This is a genomic window from Hydrogenovibrio marinus, assembly GCF_013340845.1.
GTDB classification, from domain to species: domain Bacteria; phylum Pseudomonadota; class Gammaproteobacteria; order Thiomicrospirales; family Thiomicrospiraceae; genus Hydrogenovibrio; species Hydrogenovibrio marinus.
In genome coordinates, this window is sequence record NZ_AP020335.1 from 1,221,270 (window position 1) to 1,236,327 (window position 15,058).

Sequence of the window (15,058 nt, forward strand, 5' to 3'; positions counted from 1 at the left end):
TTGAAAAAATTTGCTATAGTTTATTCAAAAGTTAGTCATGGCTAAATATTTTGATTTTTGAACAAAAACTTAAAGTAATAGATGAACTAGTCAGTCAAACAGAATAGAGATTAATGAAAATAGATATAGCGAATAAAAACAATAAATTATGAGTACATCTGTAAAAGAAACTTTAAATTCAAAACAATCGTTTTGGTTTTTTATCGGCCCGGCATTTCTGGTGTCAGTCGGTTATATGGACCCCGGGAATTGGGCGACTTCTTTGGAAGCAGGTTCCCGTTATGGGTATGCATTGTTGTGGGTGATTACACTGGCTTCTCTGATAGCTGTTTTGATGCAATTGCTGAGTGCAAAATTGGGCATTGCCTCCGGTAAGAATTTGGCGCAAATGATTCGTGTTGAACACCCAGGGAAGGGCGGTACATTTTTACTCTCAACGGCAGCATTGGCAATGGTGGCGACTGACTTGGCTGAGTTTCTCGGCGTTGCGGTGGCATTGAATCTGTTGTTCGATATTCCATTGGTGGTGGCCATTTTCCTGACAATTTTCGATGTGTTGTTGATTCTATGGCTGGAGCGTTTTGGTTTCCGCTGGGTGGAAATGACCATTCTTGCTTTTGTTGCAACCATCGGCTTAGGTTATGTTGTTGAGCTTTGGCTAGCGCAGCCTGAATGGGCGGATGTGGCAAAGGCCATGTTTGTACCGAATGCCACCATTATGGATACCACAGCATTATTTATTGCAATGGGGATACTGGGGGCAACGGTGATGCCGCACAATCTGTACCTGCATTCTCACCAAGTTATGACGCGACGTGACGAAGGCTGTTCCGAAGAAACCTGTAGACGTTTTTATAAGATGATGCGTTGGGATACGATTCTGGCGCTAACCGCTGCATGGATTGTGAACTCGGCAATCTTGATTATGGCTTCGGCGGCTTTTCACGAGAAGGGATTGCTGATTACCGATATTGATGAAGCCTATAAAACGCTAGGACCATTATTGGGTGAAGCAGCAGCCTTGACCTTTGGTATTGCGTTGTTGGCTTCGGGTATTGCCAGTTCAACAACCGGAACGCTGGCTGGGCAAATCGTGTTTGAATCTTTTTTCAAAAAACGTCCGGTTAATATTTTGAAGATACGTTTGTTCATTCGACTTGGAACAATGATTCCGGCGGCGATTGCGATTCTATTAAGTACAACACCCTTGAAGCTTCTGGTTTTGTCTCAGGTTATCTTGTCTATGCAATTGCCTTTTGCGGTGATTCCTCTGGTTAGGATGACTTCCAATCCAATGATTATGGGCGACTTGGTGAATGATGCAAAAACCAAAATCACTGCTTGGTCGGCAACGGCATTGATTGTCGGATTAAATATCTGGTTGTTGGTTATGTTGGCGGTAGAAGCCTTTAAATGATTGATTAGCATTTATACCAAAAGAGCTATTCATAGACCCAACCTGGTAGTTTTCGTTGAAAATCTGCCAGGTTGGGTTTTTTATTGCCTGAAATGCCGCATTCATGCGTCTTGGTTCTCGCCATTAGCGATGGCTGTGGTAAAATAAGCTAAATTTATTTTTGAGGAACCTACTATGTCACAATCCATGTTAGAAGCCTATCGTCAACACGTCGCAGAACGCGAAGCAGAAGGTATTCCACCACTACCATTAGATGCAAAGCAAACCGCTGAGTTGGTTGAACTGATTAAAAACCCACCTGCGGGAGAAGAAGCGTTTGTTGTAGATTTGTTGACCAACCGTGTACCGCCTGGGGTAGACGAAGCTTCTTACGTAAAAGCCAGCTTTTTGGTGGATGTGGCGAAAGGGAGCATTTCAGTTGACTTGATTTCATCTGAACAAGCGACGTTCCTATTGGGCACCATGTTAGGTGGCTACAATGTACAACCTTTGATTGAATTGTTGGATTCAAGCGATAAAGCAGTTGCTGAAGCTGCGGTGGCTGCACTTTCCAAAACGTTGCTGGTTTATGATGCGTACCACGATGTGGTTGAGAAATCTAAAACCAACGATTATGCCATGCAAGTAGTTAAAGCTTGGGCAGATGCCGAGTGGTTTACCTCTAAACCTAAAATGCCAGAAAGCATTACCGTTACCGTTTTTAAAGTGGAAGGTGAAACCAATACGGACGATCTTTCTCCTGCAACTGCAGCATGGTCACGTCCTGATATCCCGTTACATGCAAAAGAAATGCTGGCGGCGAGAATGGATGATGTCGATGGTACGATTGAATCATTAAAAGCAAAAGGTCACCCAGTTGCTTATGTTGGTGATGTTGTTGGGACTGGTTCTTCCCGTAAATCTGCGATGAACTCTGTTATGTGGTTTTTCGGTGATGATATTCCTTATGTTCCAAACAAACGCCAAGGTGGTGTTGTATTGGGCGGAAAAATCGCTCCGATTTTCTTCAATACAGCCGAAGATTCCGGTTCACTTCCTATTGAGTGTGATGTAGAGCAAATGAACATGGGTGATGTGATTACCATTTATCCATACGAAGGTAAGATCACCAACGAAGCAGGTGAGACTATTTCAACGTTTGAACTGGCACCAGATACCATGCCGGATGAAGTCCGTGCCGGTGGACGTGTTCCATTGATTATTGGACGTGGTTTGACAGACAAAGCGCGTCGTGCGCTAGGAATGGAGCCTTCTGATGTATTCATCCGTCCTCAAGACAAATCTCAAGCTGCGCATGGTTATTCTTTAGCGCAAAAAATGGTTGGTAAAGCTTGTGGTATCGAAGGGGTTCGCCCAGGTATGTATTGTGAGCCTCACATGACAACCGTTGGCTCTCAAGACACCACGGGTGCAATGACGCGTGACGAAATGAAAGAGTTGGCGTGTCTTGGTTTCTCTGCGGACTTGGTTATGCAATCTTTCTGTCATACTGCGGCATACCCAAAACCAGTTGATATTAAACTACAACACAGCTTGCCAGACTTTATGACAAGTCGCGGTGGGGTAGCTTTGCGTCCAGGTGACGGGGTTATCCATTCATGGTTGAACCGTTTGTTGCTGCCTGATACGGTCGGTACCGGTGGTGACTCTCACACGCGTTTCCCTATTGGTATTTCCTTCCCAGCAGGTTCAGGGTTGGTTGCGTTTGGTGCGACTCTGGGTGTGATGCCTTTGAATATGCCTGAATCAGTTTTGGTTCGTTTTAAAGGTGAAATGCAACCAGGTATCACGCTACGTGATTTGGTGAATGCTATTCCTTACCAAGCGATTCAAGACGGTTTGTTAACGGTTGAGAAAAAAGGTAAGAAAAACATCTTTAACGGCCGTGTATTGGAAATCGAAGGTTTGGATCACCTAAAAGTCGAACAAGCGTTTGAATTGTCTGATGCTTCCGCTGAACGTTCGGCAAACGGTTGTGTGGTCAAATTGGCTGAAGAGCCGATTATCGAATACCTAAAATCAAACATGGCTTTGATTGATTGGATGGTTGAAAACGGTTACCAAGATGCACGTACGCTATTGCGTCGTCGTGATGAAATGCAGGCTTGGATTGACGCGCCAGAGCTGTTGGAAGCAGATGCCGATGCAGACTATGCTGCCGTGATCGAAATCGACCTGAATACCATCAAAGAGCCGATTGTAGCGTGTCCGAATGATCCTGATGACGTCAAGCTATTGTCTGCGGTGTCTGGCGACAAAATTGATGAAGTCTTTATCGGTTCTTGTATGACCAACATCGGTCATTACCGTGCAGCCGGGAAAGTGCTTGAGAACATGAAAAATGTGCCAACCCGTTTGTGGATTGCACCACCAACCAAAATGGACGAGCGCCAGTTGATTGAAGAAGGCTATTACAGCATTTACGGTAAGGTGGGTGCGCGTACTGAAATGCCGGGTTGTTCTTTGTGTATGGGTAACCAAGCACGTGTTGCCGATGGTGCGACAGTTTTTTCAACTTCAACGCGTAACTTCCCGAACCGTTTGGGGAATGGTGCGAACGTTTACCTTGGTTCTGCCGAGTTGGCTGCGGTTTGTGCGGCGGTAGGGCGTATTCCTTCGTTGGAAGAATATCTGGAAGCGGTTGCGATGCTGGATACCATGGCAAAAGACGTCTATCGCTATTTGCAGTTTGATGAAATGGCGGATTACGAAGTTGAGTCGCCTAAAAAGCTATCCGACATTGGTGTCGCCGTCGCTTAAGCGTACTGAATATCAAAGTAAAAAGAGCCCGCAAATGCGGGCTTTTTTTTGGCTAGGAAATCCAATGATTATTCGGTTTTTTCACTAGGCAACTCTGAGGAATGGCAGTAGAAAACCTGATCTCCTCCATGCTTTTTGGCTTGGTACATCGCCTTGTCTGCTAAACGCAATAGGCTGCTGACGTCTCGAGCCTGTCTAGGTGCCTCGGAAATACCAATGCTGACTTGTGGGTAAATGACTTTTCCAGTGATTTCAATCGGTTGATGAATTTTATCAAGCAGTTTGCCTGCAATACTTTCAATATCAAACTCCGCGTCCAGCACCACAAAGCTGATGATAAATTCGTCTCCCCCCAACCTGGCAGATTCTGCAACCTGACCTTGCTCATAAAGCGGGTTTTTATTGAAGCCTTCAACAATCTCTTTTAAGCAGTCGGCAACGTGTTTAAGAACTCTGTCGCCGGTTTCATGACCATAATGGTCGTTGATGTGTTTGAACTTGTCGGCATCTACCAAAAAGAAGAAGAGTTTGGCTTTTTTGCGAAAGATAGTTTCCAACGCCAATTCCGCAGAGACAGTAAAGTAGCGACGGTTGTTAAGCTCCGTTAGCGAGTCAACATACGCCAAACTTTCAAGTTGCGCTTGCCGTTCTTGCAAAGCTTTTACCAGTGCAGCATTTTCCAGATTCATCGCAAAGCTGTCTTTGATCCGTTTGTAGAACTGAAAAGAAGCGGTGTACACCAAAAAAGTATAGAACAAGGTCATGACAAAAAAGATCAATGAATAGTCTGGTGTTTTGAACAGTGCCCAATAGTTCAGTGCCAGCATGGATGGTAGAGAAAACAGAATATGCGACATCACCATATTGCCATGTGTTGATAGAGAGATGAGCGGCATGCCGCCTAATACCATCAACAGCATGAGTTGCATGACAAGAGGGTGGTCTAAGCTGTAAAAGCATGACATGCATGCCCATACGATACCGGAAAGGAATGTTATGCCATAACTATAGGGAATTAACGTTCTGGGTGGAAATTTGGCACGATAATGCAACCATAAAAGATAAAACCGCAGGCTAATCACGATCAAGCTGATGATAAGCCAAACCCACGGCCAGATACTTTTATCAACGTTGACCAACACATAGGAAATAATTAATACGACCAAAATCGAAAAACTAAGCGTTAACCACATTCCGCGCATCATTTCGCTGAACAGGCGTGCGTTTAACTCAGTTTTCACTTCCCTTGGATTCGGTTTGAAGTTATCCATAACCACTCCTTTTTTCTTTCAGTATAGACCTCGAAGAAATCGGGAAAAATCCGTTTTTAGTCAGTTTTTGATATAAGGCAATTTACGAACAAATTACTTAAAAAAGAAAAGAAAAAGCCCCTTATATGTTTGGTATAAGAGGCTGAGAGGAGTAATATTATGAGTTAGTGATTCGTTAATAAAGCTGGCTGAGGTATAACGACAGCTTGCTGGCGGTTTCGGTAGAAATATCGCCCATCATTTGTTCAATTAACGATTTACGACCTTCATAGTTTTTCTCATTTGTGTTTTTGATGATATCGCGCTCAACATAGCCAGTATCGCCCAGGCCATCAATTAGACCGTTTTTCACCGCAGCGTCACCTAACCAAACCAAACCTGTAAAGGTATCTTTGTTGATTTTTAGACGGTCACCGCGACCTTTTTTAACGGTTTCGATAAACTGGTCATGACTTTTATCCAAAATGTTTTTCTGGAAAAAGGCCCGCCCGGTTTTATCTTCAGGTGAGAAAGGATCGATGAATGTTTTGTGTTCACCCGCATGCATAGAACGGTTTTCGATACCCAGCTTGCTCATCAGTCCGGTAAAGCCAAATGTATCCATACGGACGCCGATAGAGCCGACGATAGAGCCTTTATTGGCGAAAATTTTATCTGCAGCAACGGCAACATAGTAGCAACCTGAAGCACATAGGTCTTGCACAACAACGTAAACCGGCTTTTTATACTTTTCTTTTAAACGGGTGATTTCATCATTAATCATTGCTGACTGAACCGGACTACCCCCCGGTGAATTGGCCTTGATGATGACTGCTTGTGTTTTAGGGTCAGAAAAAGCATCTCTCAATAATGGGTTGATTGCATCAGCACTGGTTTTGGAACCAGGCATGATTGCGCCTTGCAAACTGACGATACCGACATGTTTAGACGAAGTTGACAATTCATCAGCGGGCGAAATTTGCTTAACCAGCGTACCAAGTGAAATCAACACATATAGAACAATGATGATTTTAAGCAAGTTGCTCCAGCGGCGACTCCAACGCTCTTGTTTGATAAAGTTCTCTGCTGCGGTAGCGAGCCTGTCGAATGCTTTGTTTTGTTCCATAGTAAAATCCCTGTTCGCTAATTTCGATATAATATGTGTAATTCAATAAGTTCAACTATTCTACTGGAAACATGTCGCAAAACGAAAACTTTGACCTGACTCTCTTTTTGAAAAACCTCACCGAACGTCCAGGGGTTTATCAAATGCTGAACGCCGAAGGCGAGATCATCTATGTCGGTAAGGCAAAGAACCTAAAGAGACGGGTCTCCAGTTACTTCAATAAAAACCATCAAGAAATCAAAACTCGTGCTTTGGTGGAGCAGGTAGCCAGTATTGAAGTGACGCTTACCGATACTGAGTCAGAAGCGTTGATTCTTGAGAACACTTTGATCAAACGCTACAAGCCGCGTTATAACATTTTGTTCCGTGATGATAAGTCTTATCCCTATATTTTTGTTTCAACTGCAAAACAGTTTCCATCATTAAGTTATCACCGTGGCGCCAAGCGTAGAGTGGGGCGATATTTTGGGCCTTTTCCAAATGCGTCGGCCGTGCATCAAACTTTGGACAGTTTGCAAAAGATTTTCCCGGTAAGGCAATGTAATGAATCCGTTTTTAACCATCGCTCACGACCCTGTTTGCAATATCAAATTAAACGTTGCACCGGGCCTTGTGTTGATGGCTTAGTTACTAAAGAAGCTTATGATGAGGATGTGCAACATACCATTGCTTTTCTCGAGGGTAAAAGCTTTGAGTTGATAGATGAGTTTGCCGATAAAATGCAGCAGGCATCTGAAGAGCTAGAGTTTGAAAAGGCGGCTTCTTACCGAGACAAGATTTCCTCTCTGCGTGCTATCCAAAGCCAGCACCTGATTAACCAACCGGGCAGTCAGGATTCCGATGTCATTGCGTTGGAAAGACAAACAGGACAAACCTGTGTTTCTCTGATGATGTATCGAGGCGGTAACCTGTGGGGAAGCCAGAATCATTTTCCCAAAATGGATGCGGACTCAACCGAAGAAGAAATACTCTCAGCATTTATTAGCCAGCACTATTTGGATTTGCCATTGCCCAAAGTGATTCTGTTAGAACACAAAATGGAAGAGCAGGCCAACCTGGCAGATTTATTGTCTCAGCAAGACATGGGTAAAGTCGAAATTAAACAACCGACGAACAAAGTAACCAAAGGCTTAATGTCTCTGGCGAAAACCAATGCTGCTTCTGGTTTGAAACAACACATTACCCAAAAAGCCTCGCAGATGGATCGCGTCAAAGCGCTCCAAGAAGTGTTGTTGCTTGCGCACTTGCCAAATCATATTGAGTGTTTTGACATCAGTCATACTCAAGGGAATCAGACGGTTGCCAGTTGTGTGGTCTTTAGTGAAGGCGTGCCTAATACCAATGCCTACCGTAAGTTCAATATAGAAGGCATCCAACCGGGTGATGACTATGCCGCAATGCGCCAAGTGATTAGCAGACGTTACAGCCGTTTGAAAAAAGAAAACAAACCGCTTCCGGATTTGGTGTTGGTTGATGGTGGTAAAGGGCAGTTGAACCAAGCCATTGAGGTCTTTAAAGAATTGGATTTGGAAAGTGTGCCTTTGGTTTCCGTCGCCAAGGGAGAAGGGCGCAAAGCCGGACTGGAAATACTTTACACGCCAGAGAATTTTGAAGGCATCGATCTTGAAGCGGACGACATCGCTTTACACTTGATTAATCATGTTCGAGATGAAGCCCACCGATTTGCGATCACCAGCCACCGTGCTCGTAGGCAAAAAGCACAGACCCACTCCAGAATTGAAGACATTCCAGGCGTTGGTGCTAAGACACGCCAGAAACTATTGCTACATTTTGGTGGTATCACCGATGTCAAGAATGCAGCTGTTTCAGAGTTACAAAAAGTACCGGGAATCAGTGGCAATATGGCGCAAACCATTTACGATTTTTTCCATGGTGACGTTTAAACAAAGAGGATGACATTTCTACCTTGCAGAGGAATGGTTTGTTATTCGGCCAAAAAGCTAAGTTTCCCCTCAGTAAGCCGGATGACTATGATAAGATTCCTTAAAATTCACAAATTTAAAACGAAAGAATGCAATATTTAAGATCACTCCCTATGTTAATGACCTGGACAAGAGTTGCCTTGATTCCGGTTTTTTTAATCTGTTATTTTTCTCCTATTCCTGACGCGCGTTTCTGGGCGGGCTTGGCATTTATGATTGCCGCCATCACCGACTGGTTTGATGGGTTTCTAGCGAGAAGGCTGAATGTCAGCAGCAAACTGGGTGCATTTCTTGACCCAGTGGCAGACAAGTTGATTGTCTCGGCAGCGTTGATTGTCGTTTCGGTGGAATATCAAAACCTATGGGTGACTTTATCCGCTATCGTTATCATGATGCGTGAAATCAGTATCTCTGCATTACGCGAGTGGATGGCAGAAAACAATGCACGCGAAGTGGTCGCGGTTTCCAAGCTAGGAAAGATAAAGACAGCTTCCCAATTAGCGGCTTTGACGTGGTTGATTTATGGCGGCAGCTTGTGGGGCATTAACTGGGGTGAACTTGGCTTCCCAATGCTTTATTTTGCCGCAGCCTTAACGATTATTACTTGGTGGCAATATTCTGTGGCGGCACTTCCCGTTTTAAGGGATGCAGCTCAAGACGAAAATCACTAAAACGCTTAGTGCAAACGAGCGGTGAAAGCCGCTCTATTTGCAGGATAGGCGCCTTCAAAATTTCTGAAAAAAAGCTTGTAATTTTTTTGACACATCCTATAATACGCCCTCATTACGAAGCGGGAATAGCTCAGCGGTAGAGCACAACCTTGCCAAGGTTGGGGTCGCGAGTTCGATCCTCGTTTCCCGCTCCAATGGCGCGATAGCAAAGAGGTTATGCAGTGGATTGCAAATCCATCTAGCCCGGTTCGATTCCGGGTCGCGCCTCCATTTTTTATAAAGTCTTTATAAAAAACAAATCAAGCATTCGTAATACAAATCCAACGCTTCGGCGAACCACCTATAAGCCCAGGTGGCGAAATTGGTAGACGCAAGGGACTTAAAATCCCTCGGTGGCAACACCGTGCCGGTTCGATTCCGGCCCTGGGCACCATTACTTCTTTTTTTAAAATCAAACTTCTTTCTTTTGAATAACTTTCTGATGCTAGCAAGTTAGCGGCAAGTTATCGCTATGAACGATAAGATTAGTAGACAATTTGTGCGTGAATGGATGAGAACCAAGGGATAATTATCCCCTGGAGATAGCGAACAACTTTATGAGTTGTATTTGATTGTTGAGTGGATCTGTTGCGTTTGATTTTTAAAGTGTCGCCATATCTATTACAAAGCGATATTTAACATCTCCTGCAACTGTTCGGTCATATGCGGTATTTACATCTTTCATGTCAATCAGTTCAATATCACATGTGATATTGTGTTTTCCGCAGAAGTCGAGCATCTCTTGAGTTTCAGGTAAGCCCCCAATAAGCGAACCTGCCATGTTACGGCGTTTAAAAATGAATGGCACGCCACTAACATTCGTAAGCGCTTCAACCGCACCTACGATGACCATTGTTGAATCAAGCTTCAGTAGATTCATATAAGGATCGGTATTGTGACCTACAGGAATTGTGTTTAGAAGAAAGTCAAAAGTGCCTGCGGCTGCTGACATTGCTTCAGCATCAGTAGAGAGTAGAACTTCATCAGCGCCTAGCTTTCTAGCATCTTTTCCCTTTTCGGGTGAGGTTGTAATCATGACAACATGAGCGCCCATAGCATGGGCAAACTTAACGCCCATGTGGCCAAGTCCACCTAGTCCTATCACACCGACTTTTTGCCCTGGCCCAACTTTCCAATGACGAAGAGGAGAGTAGGTCGTAATACCTGCACAAAGTAGAGGAGCCGAACCAGCTGCATCTAGGTTTTCTGGAATATTTAGAACGAATCTCTGGTCGACGGTGATGGTATCTGAATAGCCGCCATAGGTAACATTGTGTTTGGTGCCGCCTATTTTGTCTTCACTGTTGTAGGTTCCCGTCCAGCCGTTTTCACAATATTGTTCTAATCCGTGATTACATGGCTCACAGTGGCGGCAACTGTCGACTAAGCACCCAATGCCGACAAGGTCACCTTTTTTAAATTTACTTACATTATTGCCAACAGCAGTGACACGACCAACAATTTCATGTCCGGGTACAAACGGATAAATGGTTCCTCCCCACTCATTACGGGCAGAATGGATGTCTGAGTGACAAATTCCGCAATATTGAATATCTATTACAACGTCTTCAGCAAGAGGGGCTCTGCGCTCAAAGCTAAATGTTTCTAATTTATCTGTAGGACTATGATTTGCATATCCATGTGCCGTAATAGTCATTTTTATACTCCCTTACCTAAATAATCTTGATCTGTAACATGTTCCATCCAATCTACGACTTTACCGTTGCTTTCTCCTGTAATAGCGACATGAGACATTGCTTGATCGGGAGCGGCGCCGTGCCAGTGCCTTACATTTGCTGGGAACCAAACAACATCACCAGGCTCTAATTTAAAGATCTCTTGACCTTCAATTTGAGCACGCCCTTCGCCAGAAAGAATCATAAGAGTTTGTCCTTTGGGGTGCGTGTGCCAAGTTGTTCTAGCACTGGCTTCGAAATTTACAATAGCGCTACTGTAACTTCTATCGCCTTCAGGTTGAAACATGGAATCAATTGTGACATTACCCGTAAAGTAGTCGGCAGGGCCATCAACAGCTTTATGCTCACTGTGTTTAACTAAAACCATCATGTTCTCCTTTTTAGAGTTATTAGCATAAGCAAGGTTTGAGGCATTAAATGACACTGCAGTAGCCAAAGAAAAGAACAGAAATTTTCGCCTACTAAAATGTGCCTTACTTATGTCTTTCATGTTGAACACCTCTTAGTCGAATGTAAGAGTGATTGCTATGGCATTTTTTAAATAATGCTTCGCGCCACTCATTTTTATTGTGTCAGTAAAGTCGCTAGCAATGATTGCTAGACACTTAAAATGTTGCAGGGTCTATTACATAGCGGTAACGAGCTTTTTTATCCACCACGTCTTTCCATGCTTGGTTGATCTGATCAGCAGAGATAATTTGTATTTGTGGGTGAATATTGTTCTCTGCACAGTAATCAACCACTTCTTGGGTTTCTTTCATGCCACCGATGAGTGAAACGTTGAAGTTGACTCGGCTAATTGAAAGCCCGATAGCACTTAGTGTTAATTCAAATTTTTCAGGCATACCAACTTGAGTGTAGTAACCAAAAGGCTTTACAACAGACACATAGGATGCGACATCATATTGATAGGGGATGGTACAAATCATGTAATCCAGCTTACCTCTATAGGGCGCTAGGTTGCCTATATCATCCACAACAACAGCTTCTTTTGCTCCAAACCCAAGGATATCGTCAACTTTATCGGGGGAAGTAGTGAATGCATATACTTCTGCACCCTTAGATACCGCGATTTTAATTGCCATGTGTCCGAGTCCTCCGATACCTGCAACACCGACTTTATCGCCTTTCTTTAGATCAAATTTCATGATTGGAGAATAGGTGGTGATACCCGCGCATAAGAGAGGAGCAGCTTCCTGAAAGCTAATGTTTTCTGGGATGTGAACGACAAAGTGCTCATTCACAACAATATTGGTTGAGTAACCGCCTTGAGAAATACCTGTAGGCGAACTGGCTTCAGGGTAACCATAGGTAAAAGTTGTATCAGGACAGTATTGCTCTTCACCTTGCTTAAAGCTTTCACATTCAGGGTTACCACTTACCATGCACCCAACGCCGGCTCTGTCACCAATCTTAAATTTAGTAACGTTTTTACCTACTGCTGTAACGACTCCGGCAATCTCGTGACCGGGAACCTGAGGGTATTGCTGTGGACCCCAGTGGCCTTTCATTTGATGGATGTCAGAGTGGCAGATGCTTGCATATTTGGTTTCAATCAAAACATCATTATCTCCTACTGGTCTTCTCTCAAATGACCATGGTTTTAGAACACCTGAAGTGTCTGTAGCGGCGTAGCCACGTGATTTAATATTTCCATTATGTAATTCTTTTGTAGAAGCCATAGCTGAAGTCCCCGATAACATTAAGGCTGCGCCAGATGCAGCTGTTGTCTGTATAAATTCTCTTCTGGTTAAACCGTTACATTTATCACACATAATAAAATTTCCTGGTCATTTGATTTCGTAGTATGATTTACACGTACTTGCTAAGGTATTGTGATTTAAGAAAAGTTTTGGCAAATGTCTCTTAAAGTCGTATCGATAACTTTATAGGTTTAGTTAATGTAGGCGGTAGCACAATTCTCGAAATTGTTTGCCTAATTCTCCAATCCTAAAGCAATTTAAAAGGAAATGCTGTGAGTACAGATCAATTGACTAGTAGTCGTCAGGAATTGATTCAATATATCAATTCGTCCTTCAGCGGCGAAAGCTTTATCCAAACTTCAATTAAGCCTTTAAGCTTTTTTTTCCATGAAAATCCTACAGAAATGCTTTCTATTCTTTATGAACCTTCACTATGTGTGATAGTTCAAGGAGAGAAAGAGGTTGGTGTTGATGACAAGTTGATTCGTTATTCTCCGAATCAATATTTACTCGCGTCGATTCATACGCCCGCTCAGGTACGAATCACTGATGCTTCGCCGGAAAAACCCTATATGGGGTTTACGATTACCTTTTCGATGGAACAAATATTTGAAGTTCTAAAGGACATTGAGACAGAAGAAATACAAGCTGTAGAAACACGGAGTGGACTGTATTTTGGAGATTTAAAGCCTCAATTACTTGATGCTGTTGTTAGGCTTGTTAGAACAATGGATGCAGTAGAGGATCAGAAGGTATTGTCACCTCTGTTCATCAAAGAAATTTTGTACTTTGTGATGAAAGAAAAGGGAGGAGACTTTATTCGACAATATATTAAAGATGACCATTCCACAAAAAGGACTGTTGAAGCAATATGTCTGATAAAAGAGCATTTTTCAGAGAGTCTCAATGTGAAAGAGCTTGCTGAAAAAGTAGGTATGAGTGAATCTTCGCTATATTCAACATTTAAAAAAATCACGTCATTAAGCCCACTACAATTTCAAAAAACACTACGTTTGCAAGAAGCCAGACAACTTTTGACAATTCAAAAAGTTCCTGTGAACGAAGCTGCATTTAAAGTAGGGTATGAGAGCCCGTCGCAGTTCAGTCGTGAATATTCTCGAATGTATGGCAAATCACCTAAAGCTGATGTGAAAAATGAAAAAACAATGGTGTAGCTAATTCAAGCTTTCAGTGTTACAGACGTATAGTTATTTGTAGTTTTGCTTCAAAAATGGTTAAGAAGTTTTATAAGGGTAATTTTATAAGCGTTCATTTTTGTTAATGTAATAGTGTTACTGAGCAGACACTATAATGTTTGAAATGCTTAGTTTAGTGATGTTGTGGTAAAGAGCGTTTTCTCAAAAGGAGAGAAGTTTGTGAATATTCGTTTCAGTGGTTTACTGAAGATCGTTGCGGTTGCACTTGTCGTTATACTGTCTTTTTTTGCTTGGAATTACTTTCATAACAATTCGAAATCTGATGGTGTGATGGGTAGCAACGGCCGTATTGAAGCAGTAGAAGTTGATGTCTCTACCAAGATTGCGGGAAGGTTAGAAAAGGTTCTTGTAAAGGAAGGCGATTTTGTTAAAGCAGGTCAAATTGTTGCTTTAATGGATACAAAAACACTGGAGGCCGAGCTTCTGCAAGCCAAAGCTCAATTTCGGCAGGCTAAAGACTCTGTTATAACAGCTAAGAATCAGCTAGTGCTGAGACAAAGTGAAAAAGCAACTGCAGTAGCTGTAGTATCTCAACGTAAGACAGAATTAAATTTAGCAAAAAAACGCACTGAGCGAGTGATTAGTCTGGTTAAATCGGGACACACTTCTGAGCAATCAGCTGATGACGCGCGCGCTGCTGTTGATAGTGCTGAAGCTGCTTTAAATGCAGCACATTCCCAGGTTGCCGCAAGTGAGGCAGCCATATCAGTTGCGGTATCTCAAATAGATAGTGCTGAATCTTCCGTGAAAGCAGCTCAAGCCGTAATCAAAAGGGTACAAATAGAAATTGATGATGCTTCTTTAAAAGCACCTGTAAGTGGAAGAATTCAATATATCGTAGCCCGTTCGGGTGAAGTTCTTGGAGCTGGCGGCAGAGTCCTAAATTTAGTTGATTTAACGGATGTCTATATGACATTTTTCTTGCCAACACTTTATGCTGGTCAAGTCTCAATGGGAACTGAAGTAAGAATTGTCCTTGATGCCGCGCCTGATTATGTCATACCAGCGCACATTTCTTTTATCGCTAATGTCGCACAATTCACCCCAAAAACAGTCGAAACAGAAAGAGAACGTGAAAAATTGATGTTCCGTGTGAGGGCGAGGATTTCTCCTGCGTTATTGCAAAAGAATATCCAAAGAGTCAAAACAGGGTTGCCTGGCGAAGCCTACATAAAGATTTCACCTAACGTCCCTTGGCCTGATCGCCTCCAAAAAAATCTAGTTGAGTAGGGGCT

Annotated in this window: 11 protein-coding genes and 3 tRNA genes; 9 read left to right on the forward strand and 5 right to left on the reverse strand. The window is 43.0% G+C overall.

From position 1 onward, the window contains the following. Positions 1-148: 148 nt before the first annotated feature. Together HVMH_RS05795 and acnB are read left to right on the forward strand one after the other, a co-directional pair. The gene (locus HVMH_RS05795; RefSeq protein WP_029908842.1) at positions 149-1,417 is read left to right on the forward strand and encodes an Nramp family divalent metal transporter; all 1,269 of its coding nucleotides are present in this window, start codon (positions 149-151) and stop codon (positions 1,415-1,417) included. Positions 1,418-1,603: 186 nt separating this feature from the next. Then, positions 1,604-4,177, forward strand: a complete 2,574-nt coding sequence (acnB, locus tag HVMH_RS05800; protein WP_029908844.1) for a bifunctional aconitate hydratase 2/2-methylisocitrate dehydratase — start codon at positions 1,604-1,606, stop codon at positions 4,175-4,177. A gap of 68 nt (positions 4,178-4,245) precedes the next feature. Here acnB and HVMH_RS05805 read toward each other — a convergent pair whose 3' ends face one another. Both HVMH_RS05805 and HVMH_RS05810 read right to left on the reverse strand, forming a co-directional pair. Beyond that, a complete protein-coding gene (locus HVMH_RS05805; RefSeq protein ID WP_051622960.1) occupies positions 4,246-5,448 on the reverse strand; it encodes a GGDEF domain-containing protein in 1,203 nt (400 codons plus the stop codon). Positions 5,449-5,623: 175 nt separating this feature from the next. After that, positions 5,624-6,553, reverse strand: coding sequence for a S49 family peptidase (locus HVMH_RS05810; protein WP_029908848.1), 930 nt, complete (start codon positions 6,551-6,553; stop codon positions 5,624-5,626). Between the two features lie 71 nt (positions 6,554-6,624). Between HVMH_RS05810 and uvrC the strand changes: the two genes are divergently transcribed. The 5 genes from uvrC (at position 6,625) to HVMH_RS05835 (ending at position 9,600) form a co-directional block, all read left to right on the forward strand. Next, positions 6,625-8,457 (forward strand): excinuclease ABC subunit UvrC, encoded by a 1,833-nt coding sequence (gene uvrC / locus HVMH_RS05815; RefSeq protein WP_029908850.1) that lies wholly within the window; start codon positions 6,625-6,627, stop codon positions 8,455-8,457. Between the two features lie 152 nt (positions 8,458-8,609). Next, positions 8,610-9,167 (forward strand): CDP-diacylglycerol--glycerol-3-phosphate 3-phosphatidyltransferase, encoded by a 558-nt coding sequence (gene pgsA, locus HVMH_RS05820; protein WP_029908852.1) that lies wholly within the window; start codon positions 8,610-8,612, stop codon positions 9,165-9,167. A 119-nt stretch (positions 9,168-9,286) separates the two neighbouring features. After that, a tRNA-Gly gene (locus HVMH_RS05825) sits at positions 9,287-9,361 on the forward strand. 2 nt (positions 9,362-9,363) lie between these two features. After that, positions 9,364-9,437, forward strand: a tRNA-Cys gene (locus HVMH_RS05830). A gap of 76 nt (positions 9,438-9,513) precedes the next feature. After that, positions 9,514-9,600: transfer RNA gene (locus HVMH_RS05835), tRNA-Leu, on the forward strand. Positions 9,601-9,807: 207 nt separating this feature from the next. On the opposite strand, the gene HVMH_RS05840 is transcribed toward HVMH_RS05835, so the two are convergent. From HVMH_RS05840 to HVMH_RS05850, 3 genes are all read right to left on the reverse strand, one after another. After that, a complete protein-coding gene (locus tag HVMH_RS05840; RefSeq protein ID WP_029908854.1) occupies positions 9,808-10,863 on the reverse strand; it encodes an NAD(P)-dependent alcohol dehydrogenase in 1,056 nt (351 codons plus the stop codon). A gap of 2 nt (positions 10,864-10,865) precedes the next feature. Beyond that, positions 10,866-11,393 (reverse strand): (R)-mandelonitrile lyase, encoded by a 528-nt coding sequence (locus HVMH_RS05845; RefSeq protein ID WP_197942635.1) that lies wholly within the window; start codon positions 11,391-11,393, stop codon positions 10,866-10,868. Positions 11,394-11,508: 115 nt separating this feature from the next. Beyond that, positions 11,509-12,678 carry an NAD(P)-dependent alcohol dehydrogenase gene (locus tag HVMH_RS05850; RefSeq protein ID WP_029908858.1) on the reverse strand — a complete coding sequence of 390 codons (1,170 nt, stop codon included), beginning with the start codon at positions 12,676-12,678 and terminating at the stop codon, positions 11,509-11,511. A 200-nt stretch (positions 12,679-12,878) separates the two neighbouring features. Here HVMH_RS05850 and HVMH_RS05855 point away from each other — a divergent pair, with 200 nt between their 5' ends. Beyond that, positions 12,879-13,781 carry an AraC family transcriptional regulator gene (locus HVMH_RS05855; RefSeq protein ID WP_051622961.1) on the forward strand — a complete coding sequence of 301 codons (903 nt, stop codon included), beginning with the start codon at positions 12,879-12,881 and terminating at the stop codon, positions 13,779-13,781. A gap of 201 nt (positions 13,782-13,982) precedes the next feature. Then, positions 13,983-15,053: an HlyD family secretion protein gene (locus HVMH_RS05860; protein ID WP_232087823.1), complete on the forward strand. Its 1,071-nt coding sequence runs from the start codon at positions 13,983-13,985 to the stop codon at positions 15,051-15,053. The last annotated feature ends 5 nt before the right edge of the window (positions 15,054-15,058 follow it).

Bases quoted from the DNA above. Each gene is read 5' to 3' on its own strand.
- HVMH_RS05795 (WP_029908842.1), top strand. From the start codon at position 149: ATGAGTACATCTGTAAAAGAAACTTTAAATTCAAAACAATCGTTTTGG.
- acnB (WP_029908844.1), top strand. From the start codon at position 1,604: ATGTTAGAAGCCTATCGTCAACACGTCGCAGAACGCGAAGCAGAAGGT.
- HVMH_RS05805 (WP_051622960.1), bottom strand. From the start codon at position 5,448: ATGGATAACTTCAAACCGAATCCAAGGGAAGTGAAAACTGAGTTAAAC.
- HVMH_RS05810 (WP_029908848.1), bottom strand. From the start codon at position 6,553: ATGGAACAAAACAAAGCATTCGACAGGCTCGCTACCGCAGCAGAGAAC.
- uvrC (WP_029908850.1), top strand. From the start codon at position 6,625: ATGTCGCAAAACGAAAACTTTGACCTGACTCTCTTTTTGAAAAACCTC.
- pgsA (WP_029908852.1), top strand. From the start codon at position 8,610: ATGTTAATGACCTGGACAAGAGTTGCCTTGATTCCGGTTTTTTTAATC.
- HVMH_RS05840 (WP_029908854.1), bottom strand. From the start codon at position 10,863: ATGACTATTACGGCACATGGATATGCAAATCATAGTCCTACAGATAAA.
- HVMH_RS05845 (WP_197942635.1), bottom strand. From the start codon at position 11,393: ATGAAAGACATAAGTAAGGCACATTTTAGTAGGCGAAAATTTCTGTTC.
- HVMH_RS05850 (WP_029908858.1), bottom strand. From the start codon at position 12,678: ATGTGTGATAAATGTAACGGTTTAACCAGAAGAGAATTTATACAGACA.